At 70.5% G+C, this 22689-nt stretch carries 23 protein-coding genes, 1 other RNA gene and 1 pseudogene; 8 read left to right on the plus strand and 17 right to left on the minus strand.

All coding sequences use genetic code 11. The features are described from left to right. Positions 1 to 35 precede the first annotated feature (35 nt). On the plus strand, positions 36 to 2885 hold the full coding sequence (locus tag ACYVF7_RS16760) for an ATP-binding protein (RefSeq protein ID WP_460340827.1): 2850 nt from the start codon (positions 36 to 38) through the stop codon (positions 2883 to 2885). Positions 2886 to 3042: 157 nt separating this feature from the next. On the opposite strand, the gene ACYVF7_RS16765 is transcribed toward ACYVF7_RS16760, so the two are convergent. Further along, positions 3043 to 3411: a hypothetical protein gene (locus tag ACYVF7_RS16765; protein WP_360899329.1), complete on the minus strand. Its 369-nt coding sequence runs from the start codon at positions 3409 to 3411 to the stop codon at positions 3043 to 3045. Between the two features lie 66 nt (positions 3412 to 3477). Next, the gene (locus ACYVF7_RS16770) at positions 3478 to 3759 is read right to left on the minus strand and encodes a DUF6191 domain-containing protein (protein ID WP_460340829.1); all 282 of its coding nucleotides are present in this window, start codon (positions 3757 to 3759) and stop codon (positions 3478 to 3480) included. Between the two features lie 179 nt (positions 3760 to 3938). Here ACYVF7_RS16770 and ACYVF7_RS16775 point away from each other — a divergent pair, with 179 nt between their 5' ends. The 4 genes from ACYVF7_RS16775 to rnpB all read left to right on the plus strand — a co-directional run bounded on the left by ACYVF7_RS16775 (position 3939) and on the right by rnpB (position 7031). Next, positions 3939 to 4763: a Nif3-like dinuclear metal center hexameric protein gene (locus tag ACYVF7_RS16775; protein ID WP_460357952.1), complete on the plus strand. Its 825-nt coding sequence runs from the start codon at positions 3939 to 3941 to the stop codon at positions 4761 to 4763. Further along, a complete protein-coding gene (locus tag ACYVF7_RS16780; RefSeq protein ID WP_460340831.1) occupies positions 4760 to 5503 on the plus strand; it encodes a zinc ribbon domain-containing protein in 744 nt (247 codons plus the stop codon). The genes ACYVF7_RS16775 and ACYVF7_RS16780 overlap by 4 nt, the downstream gene beginning before the upstream one ends. A 5-nt stretch (positions 5504 to 5508) precedes the next feature. Beyond that, positions 5509 to 6627: a bifunctional RNase H/acid phosphatase gene (locus ACYVF7_RS16785; protein WP_460357955.1), complete on the plus strand. Its 1119-nt coding sequence runs from the start codon at positions 5509 to 5511 to the stop codon at positions 6625 to 6627. A 16-nt stretch (positions 6628 to 6643) separates the two neighbouring features. Beyond that, positions 6644 to 7031, plus strand: an RNA gene (gene rnpB / locus ACYVF7_RS16790) — RNase P RNA component class A. Positions 7032 to 7071: 40 nt separating this feature from the next. On the opposite strand, the gene ACYVF7_RS16795 is transcribed toward rnpB, so the two are convergent. The 3 genes from ACYVF7_RS16795 to ACYVF7_RS16805 all read right to left on the minus strand — a co-directional run bounded on the left by ACYVF7_RS16795 (position 7072) and on the right by ACYVF7_RS16805 (position 10123). Further along, positions 7072 to 8055, minus strand: a complete 984-nt coding sequence (locus tag ACYVF7_RS16795) for an aldo/keto reductase (RefSeq protein WP_460340833.1) — start codon at positions 8053 to 8055, stop codon at positions 7072 to 7074. Positions 8056 to 8205: 150 nt separating this feature from the next. Next, positions 8206 to 9174, minus strand: a complete 969-nt coding sequence (locus ACYVF7_RS16800; RefSeq protein WP_460340835.1) for a threonine ammonia-lyase — start codon at positions 9172 to 9174, stop codon at positions 8206 to 8208. Positions 9175 to 9259: 85 nt separating this feature from the next. Continuing rightward, entirely contained in the window at positions 9260 to 10123 is an 864-nt protein-coding gene (locus ACYVF7_RS16805; protein WP_460340837.1) for a DMT family protein, read from the minus strand. Positions 10124 to 10296: 173 nt separating this feature from the next. Between ACYVF7_RS16805 and ACYVF7_RS16810 the strand changes: the two are divergent. Then, a pseudogene (locus ACYVF7_RS16810) lies at positions 10297 to 10674 on the plus strand (arginase family protein); the annotation flags it as partial. A gap of 13 nt (positions 10675 to 10687) precedes the next feature. On the opposite strand, the gene ACYVF7_RS16815 reads toward ACYVF7_RS16810, so the two are convergent. Together ACYVF7_RS16815 and ACYVF7_RS16820 are read right to left on the minus strand one after the other, a co-directional pair. Further along, positions 10688 to 11239: a dihydrofolate reductase family protein gene (locus ACYVF7_RS16815; RefSeq protein WP_460340839.1), complete on the minus strand. Its 552-nt coding sequence runs from the start codon at positions 11237 to 11239 to the stop codon at positions 10688 to 10690. A 79-nt stretch (positions 11240 to 11318) separates the two neighbouring features. Continuing rightward, entirely contained in the window at positions 11319 to 12245 is a 927-nt protein-coding gene (locus ACYVF7_RS16820) for a hypothetical protein (RefSeq protein ID WP_460340841.1), read from the minus strand. On the opposite strand from ACYVF7_RS16820, the gene ACYVF7_RS16825 reads away from it, so the two are divergent. Further along, positions 12244 to 13131, plus strand: a complete 888-nt coding sequence (locus ACYVF7_RS16825; RefSeq protein WP_460340843.1) for a hypothetical protein — start codon at positions 12244 to 12246, stop codon at positions 13129 to 13131. The genes ACYVF7_RS16820 and ACYVF7_RS16825 overlap by 2 nt on opposite strands. On the opposite strand, the gene ACYVF7_RS16830 is transcribed toward ACYVF7_RS16825, so the two are convergent. From ACYVF7_RS16830 to ACYVF7_RS16875, 10 genes are all read right to left on the minus strand, one after another. Then, entirely contained in the window at positions 13128 to 13778 is a 651-nt protein-coding gene (locus ACYVF7_RS16830; protein WP_460340845.1) for a 4'-phosphopantetheinyl transferase family protein, read from the minus strand. The genes ACYVF7_RS16825 and ACYVF7_RS16830 overlap by 4 nt on opposite strands. Next, positions 13775 to 14629, minus strand: coding sequence for a metallophosphoesterase family protein (locus tag ACYVF7_RS16835; protein WP_460340847.1), 855 nt, complete (start codon positions 14627 to 14629; stop codon positions 13775 to 13777). Before ACYVF7_RS16835 ends, ACYVF7_RS16830 begins: the two co-directional genes overlap by 4 nt. A gap of 111 nt (positions 14630 to 14740) precedes the next feature. After that, positions 14741 to 15400: a lytic polysaccharide monooxygenase auxiliary activity family 9 protein gene (locus ACYVF7_RS16840; protein ID WP_460340849.1), complete on the minus strand. Its 660-nt coding sequence runs from the start codon at positions 15398 to 15400 to the stop codon at positions 14741 to 14743. 205 nt (positions 15401 to 15605) lie between these two features. Continuing rightward, the gene (locus tag ACYVF7_RS16845; RefSeq protein ID WP_433174090.1) at positions 15606 to 15782 is read right to left on the minus strand and encodes a hypothetical protein; all 177 of its coding nucleotides are present in this window, start codon (positions 15780 to 15782) and stop codon (positions 15606 to 15608) included. Positions 15783 to 15813: 31 nt separating this feature from the next. Further along, positions 15814 to 16104, minus strand: coding sequence for a hypothetical protein (locus ACYVF7_RS16850; RefSeq protein ID WP_460340852.1), 291 nt, complete (start codon positions 16102 to 16104; stop codon positions 15814 to 15816). A gap of 101 nt (positions 16105 to 16205) precedes the next feature. After that, complete coding sequence (locus ACYVF7_RS16855) at positions 16206 to 17108, minus strand: DUF5753 domain-containing protein (RefSeq protein WP_460340854.1); 903 nt, start codon at positions 17106 to 17108, stop codon at positions 16206 to 16208. Beyond that, the gene (locus ACYVF7_RS16860) at positions 17089 to 17604 is read right to left on the minus strand and encodes a DUF6879 family protein (protein ID WP_460340856.1); all 516 of its coding nucleotides are present in this window, start codon (positions 17602 to 17604) and stop codon (positions 17089 to 17091) included. Before ACYVF7_RS16860 ends, ACYVF7_RS16855 begins: the two co-directional genes overlap by 20 nt. After that, a complete protein-coding gene (locus ACYVF7_RS16865; protein ID WP_460340858.1) occupies positions 17576 to 17818 on the minus strand; it encodes a hypothetical protein in 243 nt (80 codons plus the stop codon). Before ACYVF7_RS16865 ends, ACYVF7_RS16860 begins: the two co-directional genes overlap by 29 nt. A 254-nt stretch (positions 17819 to 18072) precedes the next feature. After that, a complete protein-coding gene (locus tag ACYVF7_RS16870; RefSeq protein WP_460340860.1) occupies positions 18073 to 20085 on the minus strand; it encodes a hypothetical protein in 2013 nt (670 codons plus the stop codon). 251 nt (positions 20086 to 20336) lie between these two features. Next, positions 20337 to 20909 carry a YbhB/YbcL family Raf kinase inhibitor-like protein gene (locus ACYVF7_RS16875; RefSeq protein WP_460340862.1) on the minus strand — a complete coding sequence of 191 codons (573 nt, stop codon included), beginning with the start codon at positions 20907 to 20909 and terminating at the stop codon, positions 20337 to 20339. A 341-nt stretch (positions 20910 to 21250) separates the two neighbouring features. Between ACYVF7_RS16875 and ACYVF7_RS16880 the strand changes: the two genes are divergently transcribed. Continuing rightward, entirely contained in the window at positions 21251 to 22585 is a 1335-nt protein-coding gene (locus ACYVF7_RS16880) for an NAD(P)/FAD-dependent oxidoreductase (RefSeq protein ID WP_460340864.1), read from the plus strand. The last annotated feature ends 104 nt before the right edge of the window (positions 22586 to 22689 follow it).

The following is a 22689-nucleotide window of genomic DNA, read 5'->3' on the forward strand; positions in this document are numbered from 1 at the left end:
CTACGTGTACGACGTATGTGCCTCATACTCGCCATGTGACAAGGCGTGTTTCGTGTCCCACGATCGTCGGCCGTGCCGCCGAACTCGACCGACTCGACGCCGCCCTGACCCAGGCGCAGGGCGGTTCGTCCGTCCTGCTCTTCGTCGCGGGGGACGCCGGAATCGGCAAGTCGCGCCTGGTCGCGACGTTCACCGAGCGCGCCAGACGGCGTGACGCACTGGTCTTCACCGGAGGCTGCCTCGACCTGGCCGAGGGGGCCGCGCCGTACGCGCCGTTCGTCGCCGCGCTCCGGCCGCTGGCCGACCAGCTGACGGCCGACGAGCTGGCCCACGTCCTCGGCGAGGCGCCGCGCGAGCTCGGCGCCCTCCTGCCCGAGCTGTGCGGACGTCCGCCGGCCCGCCGGGACGGCGCCGAACGCGGCCGGCTGTACGAACTGGCCCTGGGGCTGTTCCAGCGGATGGCCGCGCTGCGCCCGGCCGTGCTCGTCCTGGAGGACCTGCACTGGATCGACCCGGCCTCCGCCGACCTGCTGTCGATGCTGGGTGCCAACCTGCGCCGCGCCGGCCTGCTGATCGTCGGGACGTACCGCAGCGACGAGGTCGGGCGCGACCACCCGCTGCACGGCGCCGTCCTGGAGCTGGAACGCTCGGGACACGCGGAGCGGATCGAGCTCACCGGCCTGTCCCTGGACGAGGTGGCCGCTCAGGTGGCCGGGATCCTCGGCACCCGGCCCGCGACGCGGCAGGTCGGTTCGCTGTTCGACCGGTCGGAAGGGAACCCGTTCTTCGTCGAGGAGCTCGTGGCCGCAGGGCCGACCACGAAGGAGCTGCCGGCCAGCCTCCGCGAGGTGCTGCTGACCCGCGTCGAGCGCCTCGCGCCCGAGACCCGGCGCGTGCTGCGCGCCGTGGCCACAATCGGCCGCGTCAGCGACGAGGAGCTGATCGCCGCGGTGACCCGGCTGTCTCCCGAGGCGCTGGACGACGCGTTGCACGAGGCGGTGGCCCACCGGCTCCTCGTCGTCACCGGCGACGGATACGACGTACGGCACGCGCTGCTGCGCGAGGCGCTGCACGCCGAACTGCTGCCGGGGGAGCGCGCCCGGCTGCACGTCGCCGTCGCGACGGCACTGGAGAAGCGGGGCCCGTCCGCCGAGCTGGCCCGCCACTGGCACGCCGCCGGCGACGCGGCGCGGGCGCTGAGCGGCTTCGTCGGCGCCGCCGGGGCCGCGCAGACCACGTACGCCTGGGCCGTCGCGCTCGCCCACTACGAACGGGCGATCCGCCTGTGGCCGGAGGTGCCCGACGCCGCGTCCCGCGCCGGGATGCCGCACCCCGAGCTGCTGCGGCGCGCCGCCGAGGTCGCGACGGCGGCCGGAGAGGTCGACCGGGCCGACCGGCTCGCCGCGGAGGCGATGGCCGAGGTCGACCCGGCGACGGCGCCCGCCTGCGCGGCGAGCCTGTGGACGCTCATGGGGCGGATCCGCTGGGTGGCCGGCGACATGGCGGGCGCGTCCGCCGCCTACGACGAGGCCATCGCGCTGCTGCCGGCCGGGGAGTCGGCCCGCGAGCGCGCCCGGGTCCGCGGGCTGCAGGGCCACGTCCTGATGATCCAGGCCCGGTACCGCGAGTCCGTGGCCTCCTGCCGGGAGGCGATCGAGGCGGCCGCCGCCGTCGGCGCTCGTGACATCGAGGGCCACGCCCGCAACACCATGGGCGTCAGCCTCGGCATGCTCGGCGAGGTGACCGCCGGCCTGGCGGAGCTCGCCGAGGCCCTGCGCGGCGCCAAGGAGCGCGACGACGCGTGGGAGATCGGCCGATCCTACGTCAACTACACCGACGCGCTGCTGTGGGCGGGTGACTGGGCCAGGGCCGCCGAGGTCGGCATGGAGGGCGTCAGTATCTGCCGGGGGCTCGGATACGGCCGGACGACGTGCATGTGCGCCGCCGGCAACACGCTCGCCGCGCTGATCCGCCTCGGCCGCTGGTCCGACGCCGATCGGCTCGCCGACGAGGTGATGGACATCGAGGCGCCGCCCTGGCAGCGCTGGGGCGTCACCCTCGCCTTGGCCGAGTTGCAGCTGCGCCGGGGCGACGCGGAGGGCGCACGGCGTCACCTGGCCAGCCTCGCCGAGACGGTGGGGCGCACCGACGGCATCGACCTGGCCAGCGCCTACCACGCCTGCCGCGCCCGGCTGGCGATCCTCGACAAGGACCTGCCCGCCGCGCGGACGCACGTACGGGCCGGGCTCGACGTCATCCGGGGCAGCGAGTTCACGAGGATCGGCCCGGAACTGTGCGCGGCGGGGCTCCGCGTGGAGGCGACCGTACGGGGCGAGGCCGAGCCGCTGCTGGAGGAGTGCCGGGCGCTGCTGGCGGCGATGCCCGCCACGCCGGAGGCGGAGGCGTACGCCCTGCAGGCCGAGGCGGAGGCCACTCGTCTCGGCACGCCGGATCCGTCGCTGTGGCGATCGGCGACCGAGATGTGGGAACGCCTCGGTGAGGCCTACCGCGCGGCGTACTGCCGGTTCCGGGAGGCGGAGGCGATCCTGGCCGTACGGGGCTCGCGCGACGAGGCGGTCGAGGCCCTGCGCGCGGCACGGGAGACCATCGACGCACTCGGCGCCGGCGCCGTGGGTCAGGACCTCGAGGACCTGGCACGGCGGGCGCGGCTGGACCTCGTCCCGGCGGAGGAGTCCGTTCCGGGGCTGACCGCGCGGGAGGCCGAGGTGCTCACGCTGCTCAGCAGCGGGCGGACCAACCGGCAGATCGCCGAGACCCTGTTCATCAGCGAACGGACCGTCGGCGTCCACGTGTCGCGCATCCTGCGCAAGCTCGGCGTCCCCAATCGTGGGGCGGCCGCCCACCTGTTCCGGGCGTCCGGCTGACCTCTTCGAGCTTCTGATGGCCGGGTGGGACGTTTTCAGGATCCTCACAGCCGGGTCGCAGATCCCTGGAGCCCGCAGCGGGAGGAACGTTTTCAGGATCCTCACAGCCGGGTCGCGGGTTCCCTGGAGCCCGCAGCGGCAGGATCGTGCCGACCGCTCAGAGCTTGGGGGTGAACGTGCCGCCGCGCAGCCCGGTGTCCACCAGTTCGACCGCACGCGCCACCGCCGCCAGGCGGGTGCCCTCGCGGCGGTAGATCTCCAGCACCGACTCGAGCCCATGGGCGGGGACGAGGTCCGACAGCTCGGCGCGGGCCGTACGGAATCCCTCGCGCGCGGCCTCCAGCGCGGCGGTGACGTGCTGACGGGCCATGCGCGAGAGCACGACGGGATAGCGCCGCAGCACGCCGTACCGGCGGTATTCGGGCGGTACCAGGTCGAACAGCCAGGCCACCGCCGTGTCCTCGAATCTCTCGGTACCCGGTGGATGCACTCCCGAAGGCCAGCCGGGCGGCACGTACGCGGTCACAACGTCAGAATAGATTCAACTCGAAAGCATGTTCGAGTAAAGGTAGGAGAAATGTGACGCGGGCGGCTACTTCTCCTCGTCCTTCGGCTCGTCACGGCGCTTCGTGATCTTGATGATGCCGGAGTCGAGGTCGTCGCGGCCCGGCGTGCTGTGCGTGTGCAGCTCATGCCGGCGCGTCTTCTCCTTCTCCTGCTCCTCAAGCTGGATCTGCTTGCCCGCACCACCGAACGCGGCCTGCAGGTCCGCGAACATGCCCGGTCCGAACCCCGCGCCGGACGACGAGTCGCCCCGGATGGCCGACATCAGGCCGCTGCCCTTGCCGCTGCCGTCATTCGGCCAGTCGATCACCTCCGGCTCGGTGGCAACAGCGGGACGCTTACGCGGACGCCTGCGGCGCCGTCGAAACGGTGATTTCACGCAACCTCCAACGATCGGCCGGGCGCCAGGATTCCGCACCGGGGCCCCGCCGATGGTATGCGCCCTTGGAGTGATCTTGGTATGCGCTTCGCGCGATCTCGGACGGTACGCTGCGGAGGGTGCCCACCACACTGGCCGACATCATCACACTCCTGGAAGGTCGTTACGACCCCGCCTGGGCGGAGTCCTGGGACGCCGTCGGCCTGGTCTGCGGCGATCCGTACGCCGCCGTCAACCGGGTCCTGTTCGCCGTCGATCCGGTGACCGCCGTGGTGGACGAGGCCGTCGACTGGCGCGCCGACCTGATCGTCACGCATCATCCGCTGCTGCTACGGCCTGTGCACGGCGTGCCGGCCACCACGCCGAAGGGCCGCGCCGTGCACCGGCTCATCACCGCCGGCACCGCCCTGTACACCGCGCACACCAACGCCGACGTCGCCGATCCGGGCGTGTCCGACGCGCTCGCCCGCGCCGTCGGGCTCACCGGGCCGCTGCGCCCCCTCAGCCCGTCCGCCGACGACCCGCGCCGCGGGCTCGGACGCGTCGGCGAGTTGCCCGTCCCCGTCACGCTCCGGGACTTCACCGAGGCCGTGGCCAAGGGCCTGCCCGCCACGGCCGCCGGCCTCCGCGTCGCCGGCGACCCGGAGGCGCCGGTCCGTACGGTCGCGGTCTGTGGGGGAGCGGGCGACTCGCTGCTCGGCGCGGCCCAGGCGGCCGGCGCCGACGTCTACCTCACGGCCGACCTCCGTCATCACCCGGCGTCGGAGTTCCGCGAAGATGGGGGTACGGCCCTCGTCGACGCCGCACACTGGGCGACGGAATGGCCGTGGCTCGGCGACGCGGCGGGCCTGGTGCGCCAGACTGGCGTGGAGACCCGGATCTCCACCGCCGTGACCGACGCGTGGACCTTTCGATCCCATGAAGGAAGTTCGTGAAAGCAGCACCTGAAGCCCAGTTGCGCCTCCTCGACCTGCAGGAGCTGGACACCACTCTGGACCGGCTCGCTCACCGGAGGCGCACCATCCCGGAGCTCGCGGAGATCGTAAAGGTCGAGGAGCGCATCGGCGGCGTAGCCGACGCGCTCGTCGCCGCCCAGACCGAGATCAGCGACATCGACCGGGAGCAGAAGAAGGCCGAACAGGACGTCGACCAGGTCCGCGCCCGCGCCGACCGCGACCAGAAGCGGCTCGACTCCGGGCAGGTCTCCTCGGCCCGCGACCTGGAGAACCTCCAGTCCGAGATCGCGTCCCTGCAGAAGCGGCAGTCCGACCTCGAGGAGATCGTGCTCGAGGTGATGGAACGCCGCGAGGAGGCGGAGAACCGCCTGCGCGCCGTCGAGACGGACAAGGAGGCCGCCGACAAGGAGCTGGCGGAGCTGGCGGAGCGTCGCGACGCCGCCTCCCAGGAGATCGACGGCCAGGCCGAGCTGACCCGTACGGCCCGGGCCGGCGTCGCGGGGGACATCCCCGACGACCTGCTCAAGCTCTACGAGAAGCTGCGCGAACAGCACCGGGGCGTCGCCGCCGCGGCCCTGCTGCGCGGCCAGTGCCAGGGCTGCCACCTGCAGCTCAACACCGTCGAGCTGAACGCCATCCGCGCCGCCGCCAAGGACGAGGTCGTCCGCTGCGAGGAGTGCCGCCGGATCCTCGTCCGCACTCCGGAATCCGGCCTGTGAAACTCATCGTCGAAGCCGACGGCGGATCGCGCGGCAACCCCGGCCCGGCCGGGTACGGCGCGGTGGTCCGCGACGCCCTGACCGGCCAGGTCCTCGCCGAGCGGGCCGAGTCCCTCGGGGTGGCCACCAACAACGTCGCCGAGTACCGCGGCCTCATCGCCGGCCTGGAGGCCGCGGCACAGCTCGCCGCCGGTGCCGACGTCGAGGCCCGGATGGACTCCAAGCTCGTCGTCGAGCAGATGTCCGGCCGCTGGAAGATCAAGCATCCGGACATGAAGCCGCTCGCCCTCCAGGCGCAGCGGCTCGCCTCCGGGTTCTCCTCGGTCCGCTACACCTGGATCCCCCGGGAGCGCAACAAGCACGCCGACCGGCTAGCCAACGAGGCCATGGACGCCGCCGCCGAAGGCCGTACCTGGGCGCCGTCGGCCATCGAGGAGGACGCCGAGCCGGACCCGCCCACCACCACCGGTTGGGCGCCGCCGACGACCGAGCCGACGACGACACTGCTGCTCCGCCACGGCGAGACGCCCTTCTCCGGCGAACGCCGGTTCGCCGGCACCGGCGACATCCCGCTGACCGACACGGGCCTCGCCCAGTCCCGCGCCGCCGCCCACGCCCTCACCGGGCGGGGCATCGACGTGATCGTGAGCTCGCCCCTCAAGCGGACCCTGCAGACCGCCCAGGAGATCGCCCAGGTCATCGACGTCCCGATCCGCACCGAGGACGACCTGCGCGAGACCGACTTCGGCGACTGGGAGGGCTACACCTTCGCCGAGGTCCGCGAACGCTGGCCCGCCGAGCTCGACGCCTGGCTCGCCGACCAGTCCGTCGCACCCCCGTACGGCGAGAGCTTCGAGGCCACCTTCAAGCGCGTCCGCACCGCCCGCGACAAGCTGCTGGTCCGCCACCGGAAACAGACCATCCTGGTCGTGTCACACGTGACACCGATCAAGACGCTCCTCCGCCTGGCCCTCGACGCCCCGCCCTCCGCGCTGTACCGGATGCACCTGGACGTCGGATCGTTCTCGACCGTCGACTGGTACGCCGACGGCCCCGCCGTCGTACGGTCTCTCAACGACACTCACCATCTTCGTGTGGCGGCCGAAGACCAGGCACTTTGGTAAAATGATCCGAGACGGACGAGTCGGCCGGACGGTCGCGTCGGAGCCATGCTCCGACGAGGAAGGTCCGGGCTCCACCGGGCAGGGTGGTCGGTAACGCCGACCCGGGGCGACCCGCGGGAAAGTGCCACAGAAAGCAGACCGCCTCCGGCATACCGGAGGTAAGGGTGAAACGGTGGTGTAAGAGACCACCAGCGCCCCAGGTGACTGGGGCGGCTCGGCAAACCCCACCCGGAGCAAGGTCAAGAAGGGCCCGCCACGGCGGGCCCGCGCAGGCGTTCGAGGGCGGCCCGCCCGAGGCCTGCGGGTAGACCGCTCGAGGCCGCCGGCAACGGCGGCCCTAGATGGATGACCGTCGCTCCGCGAAAGCGGAGGCACAGAACCCGGCCTACAGGCCGACTCGTCCGTCATCCACGCCGCCGACCAGCGGCTGTTGATGGGCTGTGTTCAGTCTGGAACCCAGGAGTACGGATAGGGCGCCTGGCGGGTGATCGCCTTGTCCAGCCGCTCTCGTTGCTCCGGATCCAGGGACCAGCCGACCGCGCCGAGATTGTCGTCAAGTTGCTGCGGAGTGCGGGTGCCGATGATCGGTGCCGTGACGCCAGGGGCGTCGAGTAGCCAGTTCAAGGCCACCTGCGCAGGGGTGCGGCCGGTCTCCGAAGCCACGTCGTGGAGGGCGTCCAGCACGGTCCAGGTGTGTTCGGTGCCGTACTCGTCCCACCTCATCCTGCCCTTTGCCGAGGCGATACGGCTGTCGGCGGATGGCTCGGTCATTCCCCGGCGGTAGCGTCCGGACAGCCATCCCTTGGCCAATGGGCTGAAGGGAAGAACGCCGAGTCCTTCCTTTCGGCACAGCGGAAGCAGCTCCCACTCGGTCTCGCGGACAAGCAGGTTGTAGCAGGCCTGGAGAGATACGAAGGGTTCCCAGTCGTGCAGTTCGGCAAGGCCGAGTGCCTTCTGCAACTGGTAGCCCTTGAGGTTACTGGCCCCGATGTAACGCACTTTGCCGGATCGAACCAGCATGTCCAACGTCGAAAGCGTCTCTTCGAGCGGGGTGTCAGGGTCCCAGTAGTGGATCTGATAGAGATCGACGTAGTCGGTCTGCAACCTGCGCAGACTGTCGTCGATACTTTTCATGATGTGCTGCCGCGAAAGACCTTGGTCCGTAGGTGAATCGCTCATCCGTCCGCGTACCTTCGTGGCGATCACGAGGTTTTCGCGCTTCTTTCGGGTCAGCCATCGGCCGAGGATCTGCTCGGAGACACCTCGGGAGTAGTTGTTGGAAGTGTCGATGAAGGTGCCACCGGCCTCGACGAACTGGTCGAGCACCTCGTGGCTGGCCTTCTCGTCGGTGACCTCGCCGAACAGCATCGCTCCAAAACACAGCTCACTGACCCGGAGCCCGGTCCTTCCAAGGAATCGGTAGTCCATGAACAGTGACCATAGGAGCTCGAGCGCACTCCAGGGCAAGCCTCGTCCAGTCGCGGGCTCCGGCGTTAGCGTCGGCGGCTCGCCAGTGGGGACCTTCGCTCAGGAGAGCAGGACCTCTGTGACAGATCCGGCGCGGGGGGCGGGTGACGCTCAAGGAGCCGTGCCGACCCAGCGGTGATAGGCGTCCAGGTCGACGTTGCTGCCGCACACGATGGTGACCACGTGTCGGCCGGCGAAGCGGTCGTGGTCTTCGAGGATGGCCGCGATGCCGAGCGCGGCCGATGGTTCGACGACGAGAGGGGCGTGGTCGAGGAGCATCCGCATACCGGTGATGATCGAGGACTCCTGGACCAGGACGGCGTCGTCGGCGACCAGGAGGAGGTCGTCCAGGACGGCCGGGATGGGACACCGGCCGGCGACGCCGTCGGCGATGGTGTTCGTCGAGTCGGTGGTGACGACGCGTCGGCTGTGAAAGGAACGTGTCATCGCCGGTGCGCCCAGCGGCTGGACGCAGATCACCTCGACGTCGGGCGCCAGGGCCTTCACCACATGACCCACACCCGTGGCCATTGCCCCGCCGCCCAGAGCGATCAGGACGGTGTCGAACGACGGCGCGGCGTCCACCAGTTCCAGGCCGATGGTCGCCGCGCCCTCGCAGGTCTCGAGGTCCAGGCTGTCTTCGACGAGCCGGATGCCGTCGTGCCGCGCGATGGCCGCCGCCCGCTCGCGAGCGGTGTCGAAGTCGCCGTCCACCAGCTCCAACCTGGCGTCCAACGCGCGGATGCGATCGAGCTTGGCTGCGGGCGCGAAGCGGGATGCCACGACAGTGACGTCGAGCCCCCGGCCGCGACCGGACCAGGCGAGGGCTTGACCGAGGTTGCCCGCGCTCGCGCACACCACGGCGCGCGAACCGTTGTCGGCGAGCAGGCTCGCGACCAGCTCGGTGCCGCGGGCCTTGAAGCTGCGGACCGGGTTCGCCGTTTCGAGCTTGATGCTCACCGCGCACCCGAGGTCGGGCTCCAGCGCCTCGCAGCGGTACAGCGGAGTGTCGCGAAAAACCGGGTCGATCATCCGGCGAGCGGCCCGGATCCGGGCAGTGTCGAGGCGCGTTCCCTGCACGACACAGCAGCGTAGCGCCGTCGGCCAACCCGGCAGGTCACGAGACCCGACAAATGTGGTGCTCGCCCACACCCGGCGCGGGGGCTCACTGGAGGGACACTGAGGACGGGCTCGCCTCGTCGGTCTCGGTGACGGGTTCGCCGAAGCGGGCGAGGGCGAGGGTGCCGCCGACGGCGATGACGAATCCCAGTACGGCGCTCCAGGTGTACCCGTGACGGGTGCCGTCGCCGAGAAGGAGGACCCCGACCAGTGCGGGTACGACGGTCTCGGCGACGACCATCGCGGCGGTGGTCGTGGTCACCGAGCCGCGCTGCAGCGCGGTGGCGAAGAACAGGAATGCCACCAGCCCGCCGCCCGCCACGACGTACGTCGCCGGGTCGCGCAGGAGGTCGAGGGGAGACAGGCTCACCAGCACGCGTGCGCCGATGGCCACCAGGCCGAAGCCCAGCCCGGCGATCAGGCCGAGCACCACGGACCTGATCGTTCCGCGCAGCCGCCCCGCCGCGACCCCGACCAAGCCGATCACGGCGACACACCCGAGCAGCGCCATCCGGAACGTCAGGCTCACCGCCGTCGGGTTCTCGTGTCCGGCGGCCAGCCCCAGCAGCGCCAGGCCGGCGCACACCGCCGCCACGGCGGCCCACTCTCGCGCCGCCAGCCGAAAGTGCAGGACCCGGGCGGCGACCACCGCGGTCACCGCCAGGTTCCCCGCGACCATCGCCTGCACCACGAACAGCGGCAACGACCGCAACGCGGCCAGCTCGGCGACGAAGCCCAGAAGGTCCAGGCCCGTACCGAGGAGGAACGGAAGCCGACGGACCAGGCGGACCAGTAGGCGGGGGTCGACGCCCGTGCTCGTCGGCGCGGTGCGCGCCGCCAGCGCCTGCAGCACACTCGCCGTGCCGAAGCACACGGCCGCGGCGATCGCCCCGAGAAGACTCCAGATCACTCCCCGAGCCTACGTACGGTCCGGGCGTCGTCCGCTCCCGGGCACGACCGATACCGGATCGGTGCCGAAATCGGCCGCACGGACCGGCACACAAGCGCACGCAAGCCGCCGTACGGCCCGGATCACCCAGGAAGGAGCACCCACATGCCCCACCTCCGCCTCATCTGGCCTCAGTGGCAGGGTGCGGGCACCTCCAGTGTCGAGGCGCTCGCCGCCGAGTTCCCGTTCGATGTCGTCCGTCGCGGTTACGCCGTGGGCGCGGCGGTCCTCGAAGCGGTCCTGCCGCCGCACGACGGCCCGACGGTGGCCGTGCCGGTGACGATGTCCGACGACGCCTGGACGAACGCGACGGTGTCGAGGCCAAGGAGGCCGTCGTCCGGCAGCTCGCGAGCGCCCAGGCGGTCATCCGCGCGCACGACCCGGCCCGGATCGCCACGCTCGGTGGCGAATGCTCGGTGAGCGTGGCGCCGTTCGCCGAGCCGACCCGCCGCTACGGCGACGATCTGGCGGTCGTCCGGATCGACTCGCACCCCGACATCGGCACCCCTGAAGGTGCGCCGCAGGTCATGGAAGGTCGTGAGCGTGGTAGCGCAGGTACACCACACCGCCGGCGAAGCGGCGCTCGTCGACCAGGTCGAGCCGGGCACGAACCCCTTGCGGGAAGACCGGTGTGCCTCCGCCCACGGCGACGGGCGTGACGAACAGGTGGTATTCGTCCACCAGACCCGCCTGGATCGCCTCGGCGGCGAGGGTCGGGCCGCCCACGCTGACGTTCCCGTGCTCTTTCAGCGCCCGGACGGCATCGGGGTCGAAACGCCGCTCGATCCGCGTCCGCTCACTCGACACGGTCTGCAGAGTGCTCGAATAGACGATCTTGTCCGCGGAGCGCCATATCCCGGCGTATTCCCGTGCGGCGGATGACGGCCCGTCGAGGGAAACGGTCTCCCAGTAGAGCATGACCTCATACATCCGACGGCCGTACAGGTACGTCCCGATCCCCCGCTCCAGGTCATTGACGAAGGCGTGCACCTCCTCGTCCGGCCGAGCCCAGTCGAACCTGCCCTCCGAATCGGCCGTGTAGCCGTCGAGCGACGCGATCGCCGAGTAGACCAACATGCCTGCTCCCTCCTGTCACCCGTGTAGACCGTGGCGACCCGCAGATCTCATCGGTCGATCGGCTCATCTCGGAAGGTGATCAATCCGATGGGTGCAGTCGCAGCCACAGTTCGGCGCGTTCGGCGTGGAGCCCGCGTCCGAGCCGCTCGTACGCTTCGCGCATCAATCGCACGGTCGCGCGGTCGTACGACGTCAGGGACTTGAGCACGCACAGCGCCGAGGCGGGATATCCGTCGGCGAGAAATCGCCGGGCCCGCGGCAGGTACTCAGCTGAGTCCCACGGGCGGTCCACTCGCACGGTGCCGGGTGCGAACGCCGCAGCCGGCGCGAGCACGCCGATGCCGTCATCGGTCGATTCGTACCGCCATTCTGGTGGAATCTCCGGACGGATCGCCTGCTTTGAGCGGGCCCCCGGCGTGATCCGCGGGGAGCCGATATCGGGACGCAGGTCGAGGGCGCGGCACACCGCTGCCCAGCGGGTGTCCTCGGCAGGCGAGGCGAGCCCCTGCTCGCGCCCCCACGCCGTCCAATTCGCCATTGCCCCGACGAGAAGGTTCTCCAACGCCTCTTTCGTGTTATCGCCGAGCCAGAATGCCTGGTCATCGACCGGTGCGAATGACACGCACACGTGGTCCTCGGCATCCAGCTCTGGAGCGAGAACCGCCCACCCGTAATGCAATCCGTCGCCGCCGTTCCAGCAGAAAGGAAGGATTTCAAGCGGCTGAAAGCTGTAACAAAGCTCCCCGCACAGGATCCCTGGATCGTCGCTACCGGGTGGCTCGCCGAGAAGGCTCGTACCGAGGTCCCCGCAGAAAAGGTCTCCACCCCTGTCCATCCACGATGCGTAGCTCCACACCTCCGGGTCTTCGGGGTCCAGCCCGTCCATGATGAACGCGGCGAGTTCCACAAATGTGGTGGGCAATCGGAGTGACCGGTGCAAGGGGTGGTGCATAATGCCCTCCAGATAGAAGCCTTCCGGATCTGAGAGATCGTAGTCCTGAGCCATGTCAGAAACGGATGCCCTGGATGCGGTCCTGCGGGACGCGCGCCGCGTCCTGGTGACGGACGCCGTCCCGTCCGTGCCGCACCCGATCGGGGCCGAGGTCATCATCGATCTGTCGGACCCCGCGGAGCTCGACCGATTGCGTGCGGCCATGGTGGTGGCGTCCGTTCCCGGCATGGTGTGCGCGTGCCTGGGAGACGTCCGGTTCGTCTTCCTCGACGAGGACGGCCGGGACCTGACCGCCGTGGTCCTCCACCATGCGGTGACGCTTCGCTGGAACGGTTGGGACGGCGACGCGGTCCTCGCCGATGGCATTTCACTCCTGCGCTGGCTCGACGACCACGGCGTATCGGGTCCGCTGCGGCAGTTCGAGGAGGACGAACGTCGGCGTCTGCGGGCGCGGGTCCAAGAGGCCGAATGGCTCGCGGCGATGCCGCCGGTGCTGGCCGACCTGTCCGAGCGGATCCTGGCGCCCTCGCAGACGGGTGGAAACCCCTCGCCGGACCTGCTGGCCGAAATCCAGCACCGGCTGGACCACGCCTACCCGGAGCCCGCGAGCCGAACACTGGCGCTTCTGAAATGGTGCGGTGCCGGCACCGGCCGATACTCGGGATTTCCCGTGTACGAACTCGTGCCGAGCCTGCTGCTCAAGGACCTGCCGATCGCCGACATCGTCGCCGGCCTGCAGGACCCGCGGGCCGACCGTCGCCACGACGCCGGTGCCGTGCGCCATCTCGCCGGCTGGAAGAGCCGACGTCGCCAGAAGCGGGACATCGCCGCCATTCCCGCGCCGCTGAGGGCCCGCCTCCTCGAAACGGTCCAGGCATCCGGCGACCGGGAACAACAGGAACGCGCGTCGCGGTGGCTGAACCCGGCCCGGTCGAACTAGAGGGTGATGGCGGTGACGATGAGGCCGTCGCGGGCGAGCCAGCGGCCGGTGAAACCGGTCAGCGGGCGGCCGTCGACCTCCGGCGGTGTGACCGTCAGCACGGCGGCGAACGTGCCCGCCTCGGGGTCCACCGTGACGCTCGCGTCCTCGAAGCCCAGCCAGCGGCGGGTCAGCGGGAACCACGCCTTGTAGACCGACTCCTTCGCGCTGAACAGCAGGCGGTCCCACCGTACGCCGGGTTCCGTGGCGAGCAGGTCGGTCAGCCAGACGCGCTCTTCCGGACGGGAGACGGCTTCCAGTACGCCGTCGGGCAGCGGGCCGTTGGGTTCGGCGTCGATGCCGATCGTCAGGAGGTCCCGGGCGCGGGCGACGGCGGACGCCCGGTAGCCGTCGCAGTGGGTCATGCTGCCCACGATCCCGGCCGGCCAGATCGGGGCGCGGCCTTCCCCCGGGAGGATGGGTGCCGGGGCGACGTCGAGTCGTGCGAGGGCCGTCCGCGCGCAGGCCCGTACGGTGGTGAACTCCCTGCGACGCTTGTCGACGGCGCGGGCGAGCAATGCCTCTTCTTCGGGGAACAGGGTCGTCTCGGGCGCGTCGCCGTACGTCTCCTCGGACGCCGCTTCCGGTGGCAGCAACTCCTCGATCACGAGGCCGCCGGAGCCGGAAGGATCTGCCGTAGCGCCGGCTTCACCGGGCGCTTCTGCCACTCGCGCGGGTAGCCGACCGAGACCTCCTCGAACCGTACGCCGTCGTGGTAGGTGGTCCGCGGGATGTGCAGGTGGCCGTAGACGGCCGCGGCCGCGCGGAAGCGTACGTGCCAGTCGGCGGTGTGCACGGTGCCGCACCACTGGGCGAACACCGGGAACCGCAGGACGCGGGTGGGCTCCCGTACCAGCGGATAGTGGTTCACCAGTACGGTCGGTAGCTCCGGGTCGAGTTCCGCCAGCCGTCGTTCGGTCGCCGTCAGCCGGGCCCGGCACCAGGACTCGCGGTTCGGGTACGGGTCCGGGTGCAGGAAGATCTCGTCGGTGCAGACGATGCCCTCCGCGTATGCCTGCGCGAGCGCGGCCTCCTGGGTGTCGGCGCCCTCGGGGCGGAACGTGTAGTCGTACAGCAGGAAGAGCGGTGCGACCACGGCCGGTCCGCCGGGGCCCTCCCAGACCGGGTACGGATCCTCCGGTGTGAGGACGTTCACGCCGCGGCAGAGCTCGACCAGCCGCCGGTAGCGGTCCTCGCCGCGCAGCCCGGTCGTGTCGCCGCGCGGGGTCCAGAGCTCGTGGTTGCCGGGCGTCCACACGACGGTCGCGAAGCGCCGGCGCAGCGTGTCGAGCGCCCATTCGATGTCGTCGAGGTTCTCACCGACGTCGCCGGCGACGAGCAGCCAGTCGTCACCGGAGTACGGGCGCAGCTCCTCGACCAGTTTCCGGTTCTCCGGGTACGCGACGTGGAGGTCGCTGATGGCGAGAAGGCGCGGTCCGGTTTCCGGCGTGTTGATCACATTGGTGATGCTACGTGCAGCCTCTCGAGGGGACCTCGCGTTGACCGATACGGGTCAGGGCCGCGCCTGCTGGGCGTACGCCGGGCAGGCGCGGGGACCAGGCGTACGGAGTCAGGTGAAGTTGACGTCGCTGCAGAAGAAGAACGCCTGGTCCATGTGCGAGGCCTGCCAGATCGTGAAGACGACGTGGCGGCCCGTACGGCCCGGGGCGCTGAGGTTGTCGACGATGTAGTCGCCGCCCGGCGCGTACTTGGCCGTCTTGCGCACCAGCTCGAGGTCGCTCCAGCGCAGCGGCTGGGTTAGGGCGTTGTACCCCTGTTTGGTGACGTAGACGAGGATGTAGTCCGCGCCGTGGTGGGCCTGGTCCAGCAGGTGGATCGAGAAGGTGCTGTGGACGTCGGTCGTCTTCCACGCGCCGGGGACGTCCAGGGAGCGGTACCGGCCGCTCTCGGTCAGGGCGCCGCTGCAGAGCTGCCCGTCCGGGAGCCCGGCCTGGAAGTTGCCGGCCAGGCCGTTGCGGTAGAGGCCGTTCCAGTTCCACATGGCGTTCGGGTTGTCCTGCCACGCCTGCCAGCACATGGGGTCTTCCGTCTGCATCTTGGGGTCCTGGAAGTCGCTTCCCCAGCGGAGCCAGCAGCCGTAGTTGCGGGAGGCCGGGTCGACGACCGAGCCGTGGGCGAAGGCGGCGTCGGCCCAGGGGACCAGGAAGAGTACGGCTGCGGACAGCAGCGTCAGGACGCGGAGCGCCCGGCGGGTACCTCGGTGGTGCATGCGCGTTCTCCGTCTCGGGGGACAGGTCGAACGGTGGGAGCGCACCTGATCACCGAGCTTAACCTGACAAGCGGAGTTGCCGAACTTTACGCGTGAAACTTTCACGATGCCGCGTCATCGCACACATGGTTGAGCCGCGGAGGCGGGGCATGGTCACCGCCACCGCGGCCCGGTCCGTGTGCGTGGGCCCGATCCGTCGGATCGTTCACGCGGGTTTGTCATACGCACCGCCGAACTTCGCGCAGATCTCGCGCGCCTCGTCCGGATAGCGCTGGATCAGCCGGTGCAACTCGGCGAGTTCCGCGTCGCGGCGGAGGTGTCCGACGACGGTCATCTCGTCGAGGATTCGCCGGAACTCTGTCAGCTCCTGGTCGTAGCTCATGTGTCCGTCCGGTAGAGGGAGTGAGCGGTCTTCAGCGGTTCCCGATGACACGACTGATCTCCCGGGCCGCTAAGGCCTTGTCGACCGCCGGACAGATCGGCTGACCCCAGGAGTAGAAGAACCAGTACGCGTCGCCGTCGACGATGTGGTGCTCACAGCGGATCGTCTCCGACATGACGGGCGCGTGCCGGTTGGTGGCCCGGAGATAGGGGGACGTGCCGTTGGGGTGGTCGAGAGTGGTCTCGAAACCGGCTTGGTCGAGAGCGCCTCGGAGCTCACGAAGGTGCCGGAAGATTAACGCGGTGACGGTGTCCTCGCCCATGTCCGTCTCCTCATCGCGCGGGGATCTTGGCCGCCTGCCGTGACGGTAAAATCGCCGACCCGTTGCGTGCGAGGAGTGTGCCCAAGTGTGGCACGCGGACTTCAGTCGAGCGCGTCGATCGCGGCGGAGATCAGGGCCCGTGCGTCCGTGCCGAAGACCGCCATCTCGGCCAGCTCACTGAACGCCTTGGTGTAGAGCTCCACCTCGCCGGGGGTGGTGACCGTGACCGCCGCCGACAGCAGCTCCACCGACACCCGCTCGGAGTCGAAGATGTTGAAGCCCTCCAGGGTCCACATCCGGCGTCCGCCGTGCTCGAAGGGGATCACGCCGAGCGACACCGACGGCAGCGCCATGGTGTTCAGCAGGTGTTGGAGCTGCCCGGCCATCGTGTCGGGGCCACCGACCTGGTAGCGGAGCACCGCCTCCTCGACGAGCACGGCGAACCGGTGGTCGCCGTCGCGTACGACGTGCGAGCGGGCCATCCGGGCGGTCACCGCCTCCTCCACGTCGTTGGGGGTGCCGTGGAAGGTCGTGATGGCCGACAGCAGCGCGCCGGCGTAGGCGGCGGTCTGGAAGAGGCCGGGCACGACCTGCGAGCAGTAGACCCGGAAGCTGCGGGTCCGCTCGTACAGCGGCACCCGCGACTCCTGGAGCCGGCGCAGGCCGGTGCGCTGGAGGCGGCGCCACTCGACGTAGGCGCCCTCGACGGTCCGCAGCGAGGCCACGAGGTCGGTCGCCTCGTCGTCGGCCTTGCAGACGGTGCACCAGCGGCGGATGTCGTCGGCGGACGGCGGCCGGGTGGCGTGCTCGATCTTGGAGACCTTGGTGCGGTCCCATTCGGCGGCGGCGGCGAGCGCCTTGGCGGTCAGGCCGGCGTCGACCCTGAGCTCCCGCAGCCGGTCGGCGATCGCCTGGCGGGCGGCCTGGACGGACGACGACGGTGAGGTCGCGGGCAGGGCCGCTCGCCGCGGTGGTCGTGGTCGCTCAGGCGGGGCGATAGTCATCGTGATCGACCCCCCGCTCCCAGGCCGCCTCGAAGGCGGAGGTGCATAGCTTCACCACGTCAGGATCCTCCCAGACGTCGTGGCCGACGAATTCCCCGTCACCGGCGAAGTAACCGAATCGGACGATCCGGCCATCGAAGACCCAGAAGTCATTGCCCGGCAGGGCCAGATCCGACGCCCGCCGGCGAGACAGCCACCGTACCTGCTCGCCGGCCGCGACGTTCAGCCCTTCTGTTACGTCGTACTCGAAACGGATGAAGTCCGCCAGTGGTTCCGACACGATACGGACTCGCCGGATCTGGACACCACGGGCGACGGTCGCGCGGACCAGGCCGAACCACTCTGGGTAGCGCTTCGATCCTTCGATCCGCACTCCCGCCTTCCAATCGAGGAAGACGGGGTCGGAGGGCGTGTAGCCGTCCCGCATTTCGAGGTGGACGGCCGACTCGTCGCACTCGGCCAGCAGGTCACTGAACGATGGGACCTCCGGCGACATCGCACGCCTCCTTCAGGATCGGTGCCATCCGCGCCGGTAGCCGCAGCACCGTCTCGTGGTCGGGTATCGGGCCGGTCGCCAGGCATTCGTTCCGAGTATCCGGGTCGGCGGTCCAGCCTTGGATGACGATCTCGCTGGTCGCCTCGTCGACCCAGACGGTCGGGCAGTTATCCCCGTTGGTGAATGGATCGATCCCTACGAACCTTAGGGACATGGGTGTCCTCCTGAGTCCGGTGTTGTATACGGAGCGCGCACGACTGGTACACGCAGAGTGATGAGCCGGTCAAGAGGTTGCCACGCAATCGCACCGGAGTCCAACCGATCCCCGGCGGGATCCTTATATCCCGGGGAAGACGTATCTCCCGGTGCCGGCCGCCGGGGGGCGAAGGCGATCCACCGCAGGTGAAAGGCCGTGGGCCCCGTGGTTCATGCGAACCACGGGGCCCACGGCCTCTTCGCTGTACGGCGTCAGCCCTTGTTGCCGTTGTTGCCGCCGTAGGATCCCCAGCCGTCGGGGTGCTGCTCGTCGTTCTTCCGGTCGCCGTACGAGGTGCCGTACGGGCTTCTCGGGTAGGCCTGCGTCGCGTTCGCGTCGTCGGTCGGCTGCCCGGTCCCGGGGGTCGAGGAGGCCGGGTCGTAGCCCTGCCCCGGCGTGGAGGACCCGTAGTAGCCCGAGCCGTTGCCGGGGGACGAGCCGGGCGTCTGGTAGCCGCCCGTGCTCGAGTAGCCGCCGGAGGAGCTGCTGTCCCGGCCGGCCCCGTAGGAGCCGTACGAGTCCGACGACGAACCGGTGTACCCGCCGCCGAGCGGGTCGTCCTGGCGCCCCGAGCCCGAGCCGTACGAGGAGGAGTCGCTGCCGTACGACGAGGAGCCGGTGGAGCCGTAGCCGCCGGTCGAGCCGGTCGAGCCGTAACCGCTGTCGGAGGAGCCCGTGGAGGAGCCCGTGGAGGAGCCGTAGCCGCTGTCGGAGGAGCCGGTGGAGCCGTAGCCGCCGGTCGAGCCGGTCGAGCCGTAACCGCTGTCGGAGGAGCCCGTGGAGGAGCCGTAGCCGCTGTCGGAGGAGCCGGTGGAGCCGTAGCCGCCGTCGTAGGACGGGGTGCTGTAGCCGCCGGTCGCGTTGTAGCCGCCAGACAGGGGGTCCGACCCGTACGAGCCCGTCGAGGAGGAGCCGTAGGAGTCTCCGGAGGACCCAGACCCGCCGTAGGACTCCGACGACGAACCGCTCGAGCTGTAGGAGTCCGTCGACCAGCCCCCGCTCGTGGAGGAGGAGCGGTACGAGCGCTCCCCGGTGTCCAGCGGGTCGGTGAGCGGGTCGTAACCGGCGGTCGGCGCGGGGCTCGAAGAGGTCGAGCCCGTCGACGCCGCGTCACTGCCTCCGGAGCGCTCGCGCTGAATCTTGGCGAGCAGATCGTCGACGGACGGGACGGCGGGTCCGTCGTCGCTCCCGCTCGCGCCGGCGGCGGAACCCACCGGCGACGGGGGCGTCAGGGGAGAGGGAGCCGGCGGCGCGGGAGGCGGAGTGGGCAGCGAGGGAGACGAGGAGCCGAAGGTCGGCCGGTCGCCGGTGTTCAGCGGGTCGTCGCCGTACCCGCTCCCCGGGTCCGTGCCGTACGAGCGGTCACTGCCGTAGGTGTGCTCGGAGGAGTAGGACGGCTCGCTCGAGTACGACGGTTCGCTCGAATAGGAGGGCGCCTCGCTCGAGTACGAGGGCTCGCTCGAGTACGAGGGCGCGCCGAAGCCGCCGCTCTGGTCGGCGGAGCCGTACGCCGGGATGGCACCGCCGGGATCGGTCTGGCCCGCCCGCGAGGGGACGTCGAGCGTCGACGGCACGTCGAGCGGGCCGCGCGTCGCCGGCGTGTCGAGCATCGTGGGCGCGTCGTCGAGGGCTGGGACGACCGGCTGCGGCCTGGTCTCCGGGGCCGGCGAGTCGATCGGGGGGTCCTGCGGCGGCGGGCCCATCGGCATGCCCTGGGGCGGCCCGCTCACGAGCGGCTGCGGCTGCGGCACCTGCCCGGCGAGGGGATCCTGACCCCGCGCCTCGGAGGGCTGCCCGGCGTCCTGCCGCCAGGGGAACTTCGGCTTGTCGAAGGTGATGGTCGACCAGTACTCGTCGTCGTCCATCTCGTCGCTCGACCGCGGAGGCGCCTCGGGGACCGGGGTCGGGGACGGCGGAGGCAGCTGGGCCGGGCCGGCACCGGGACCGGCGATGGGCGCGGCGGGCAGCTGGTGCTGCGGAGCCATGGGAGCGATGGGGGCGCCGGCCACGCGCATGTCGCCGCCGCCGTAGGCGTCCTCCTCCACCTCGTCACCCTGACCGCGGCGGCCGCGGGATCTGCCGGCGCGGCGGCCCCGGGGCTGCTCTTCGTCGGACATCCAGTCGTCCTCGTCGCCGGAGCGGCTCGCCCTCATCCCCAGGGCCACGAGCACCCCGACGAGTATGACGACCGCGACCAGGCCGAGGACAACGATCAGACCCCACATAGCTACCACCCAACGCCGTGGTCTAGCGGTCGACGCCGACGCGGAGACCTTTTCCCATGATCCACCGGCACCGGGGCCCCCAAGGAGCTAGACCGATTGTTGCCGACCGCTATGACCCTTGTCATACGGTTCGCGAACATCTATTTTCACCCTACTTGCCCTGAGGCCCGCGAGCGCCGTCCGTTCGCCTCCGTTGGCCCTTGGCGCGGGACGCGCGTCTGACACGTCCGGCACGCCCGCCCCTCAGGACATCACATCACCGCTCCCCGGAACGTCGCGTACATCCGGCCGCGCGCGATCGTCCGGGCGGCGATCGCCGAGAGGGCCTCGCTCAGGCTCGCGCCGTTCTTCAGCGGGACCTTCTCCTTCAGCGCGTAAAGGGTGAAGCGGTATCGGTGCACCTCGCCCTTCGGCGGGCACGGCGGGGCGTAGCCGACCTTGTGCGCCGTGTTCATCGACTGCTCGGAGTGCGGCGGAGTGGTGTTCTCCAGGAGTTCGTTCGCCGTGGCGTCGATGTTGAACAGCACCCAGTGGACGTACGCGCCGCTGGGGGAGTCGGGGTCATCGATGATCAGCGCGAGGGACCCGACGCCGCTCTGTGCGACCGACCAGCGCAGAGGCGGCGTCTTGGACTTGCCGCCGTACTGCGGGCACGCGAAGCGGACGGGCATCGGCGCGCCGTCGCGAAAGGCCGGGCTGGTCACAGTGATCGATTCGGCCACGCTCCCCCGAATGATCTTGTTATGCCCGAAGAGGCCGCAGCCCGTCAGCGACAGCACTCCGACGGCGGCCAGGCACACCGGCCGCCACAACCTGGTCATCATCGATACACAGCTCCCGGGGGACGATCGTACGCCGAGCCCGGCCGGTGTCCGCGCATTCGCCGCATCGGGAGCCGCGCGGACTCCTCGATGTGGCGTTCCTCACCCGCGGATCGACGCCGGGCGTCCGGCTCACCCTAGACGGATTGAGGACCCCGAAGGGGCGGGTCGGTGGAGGTGTCCGGCCGCGTACGGAAGACATGAGCTAATTCACAGCAGAACAGCACAACAGGTTTGGCATCACGTCAAGTTTCGCCGATCTTCACGGTGTAGTCAGCCGGTATGTCCGGTTCGATGCGGTAGCTTGTGAAAGGCTTCACAAATCAACCGAGGAGAGAATCCCCGTGGCCACGAGCCCGAATCCGAGCCGGACCACTCCCCACATCCTCATCGTCGGCGGCGGTTACGTCGGCATGTACACCGCCCTGCGCCTGCAGCGCCGCCTGCGCTCGAACGAGGCGACGATCACGATCGTCGACCCGCAGTCGTTCATGACCTACCAGCCGTTCCTCCCCGAGGTGGCCGCCGGCCACCTGGCCGCGCGCCACGTCGTCGTGCCGCTGCGCCGCGTGCTGCCCAAGGCGCGCATCCTGAACGGGCGGGTCGTCTCCGTCGACCACGCCCGGCGCGTCGCCACCGTGCGCCCGATCTCCGGGCCGGCCACCGAGATCTCCTACGACCATCTCGTGATGGCGCCGGGCTCGGTGTCCCGCACGCTGCCGATCCCCGGGCTCGCCGAGCACGGGATCGGGTTCAAGAACGTCGCCGAGGCCATCCACCTGCGCAACCACGTGCTCGCGCAACTCGACATCGCCGCGTCCACCTCCGATGAGGAGGTCCGCCGCAGCGCGCTCACCTTCGTCTTCGTCGGCGGCGGCTTCGCCGGCGTCGAGGCGCTGGCCGAGCTCGAGGACATGGCGCGGGGCGCCCTGACGTACTACCCGGACCTCGGCCCCGAGGACATGCGCTGGGTCCTCGTCGAGGCCAGCGGCCGGATCCTGCCCGAGGTCGGGGACCGCATGGGCCGCTATACCGTCGAGGAACTGCGCCGGCGGGGGATCGACGTACGGCTGAACACGCGGCTGAACTCCGCCGTCGACCGCCGCGTCGTGCTCGACGACGGCGCCGAGTTCGACGCGGGCACGCTCGTGTGGACCGCGGGGGTGAAGCCCAACCCGCTCAACCGCTCCACCGACCTGCCCCTGGACCGGCAGGGCCGCATCGTCGCCACCGAGTACCTCACCGTCGAGGGCGTCGACGACGCCTTCGTGGCCGGCGACTGCGGCGCCGTCCCGGACCTCACCCGGCCCGGGGAGTTCTGCGCGCCCAACGCCCAGCACGCCGTACGCCAGGCCAGGCGGCTCGCGGACAACATCGTGGCCACGCTCCGGGGCAAGGAGCGCAAGCCGTACCGGCACTCCTACGCCGGGTCGGTGGCCAGCCTGGGGCTCTACCGGGGCGTCGCGCACGTGTACGGCGTGCGGCTGCGCGGGTTCGCCGCCTGGTTCATGCACCGGACCTACCACCTGTCGCGGGTGCCGACGCTCAACCGCAAGGTACGGGTGGTGGCCGACTGGACGCTCGCGCTGTTCTTCCGGCGCGAGACGGTCTCCCTCGGCGGCATCGAGCAGCCGCGCGCGGAGTTCCAGCTGGCCAGCGGGCAGGATCGCGCCGCCTGACCCTCGCTCCACCGTCACGGCGGGCCGGCCGGAGGCCGGCCCGCCGTTTTTGTGCGAGACTCTTCGAGATATATCGCGCTTCACGTAGATGACTCCCCGGACGG

Source organism: Actinoallomurus acanthiterrae (assembly GCF_054775715.1).

Coding starts and splice junctions, on each gene's coding strand:
- ACYVF7_RS16870 (WP_460340860.1), bottom strand. CDS start 20,085: ATGTGGGGTCTGATCGTTGTCCTCGGCCTGGTCGCGGTCGTCATACTC.
- ACYVF7_RS16840 (WP_460340849.1), bottom strand. CDS start 15,400: ATGCACCACCGAGGTACCCGCCGGGCGCTCCGCGTCCTGACGCTGCTG.
- ACYVF7_RS16845 (WP_433174090.1), bottom strand. CDS start 15,782: ATGAGCTACGACCAGGAGCTGACAGAGTTCCGGCGAATCCTCGACGAG.
- ACYVF7_RS16825 (WP_460340843.1), top strand. CDS start 12,244: ATGTCAGAAACGGATGCCCTGGATGCGGTCCTGCGGGACGCGCGCCGC.
- ACYVF7_RS16795 (WP_460340833.1), bottom strand. CDS start 8,055: ATGGACTACCGATTCCTTGGAAGGACCGGGCTCCGGGTCAGTGAGCTG.
- ACYVF7_RS16860 (WP_460340856.1), bottom strand. CDS start 17,604: ATGTCGCCGGAGGTCCCATCGTTCAGTGACCTGCTGGCCGAGTGCGAC.
- ACYVF7_RS16850 (WP_460340852.1), bottom strand. CDS start 16,104: ATGGGCGAGGACACCGTCACCGCGTTAATCTTCCGGCACCTTCGTGAG.
- ACYVF7_RS16855 (WP_460340854.1), bottom strand. CDS start 17,108: ATGACTATCGCCCCGCCTGAGCGACCACGACCACCGCGGCGAGCGGCC.
- ACYVF7_RS16865 (WP_460340858.1), bottom strand. CDS start 17,818: ATGTCCCTAAGGTTCGTAGGGATCGATCCATTCACCAACGGGGATAAC.
- ACYVF7_RS16815 (WP_460340839.1), bottom strand. CDS start 11,239: ATGTTGGTCTACTCGGCGATCGCGTCGCTCGACGGCTACACGGCCGAT.
- ACYVF7_RS16820 (WP_460340841.1), bottom strand. CDS start 12,245: ATGGCTCAGGACTACGATCTCTCAGATCCGGAAGGCTTCTATCTGGAG.
- ACYVF7_RS16875 (WP_460340862.1), bottom strand. CDS start 20,909: ATGATGACCAGGTTGTGGCGGCCGGTGTGCCTGGCCGCCGTCGGAGTG.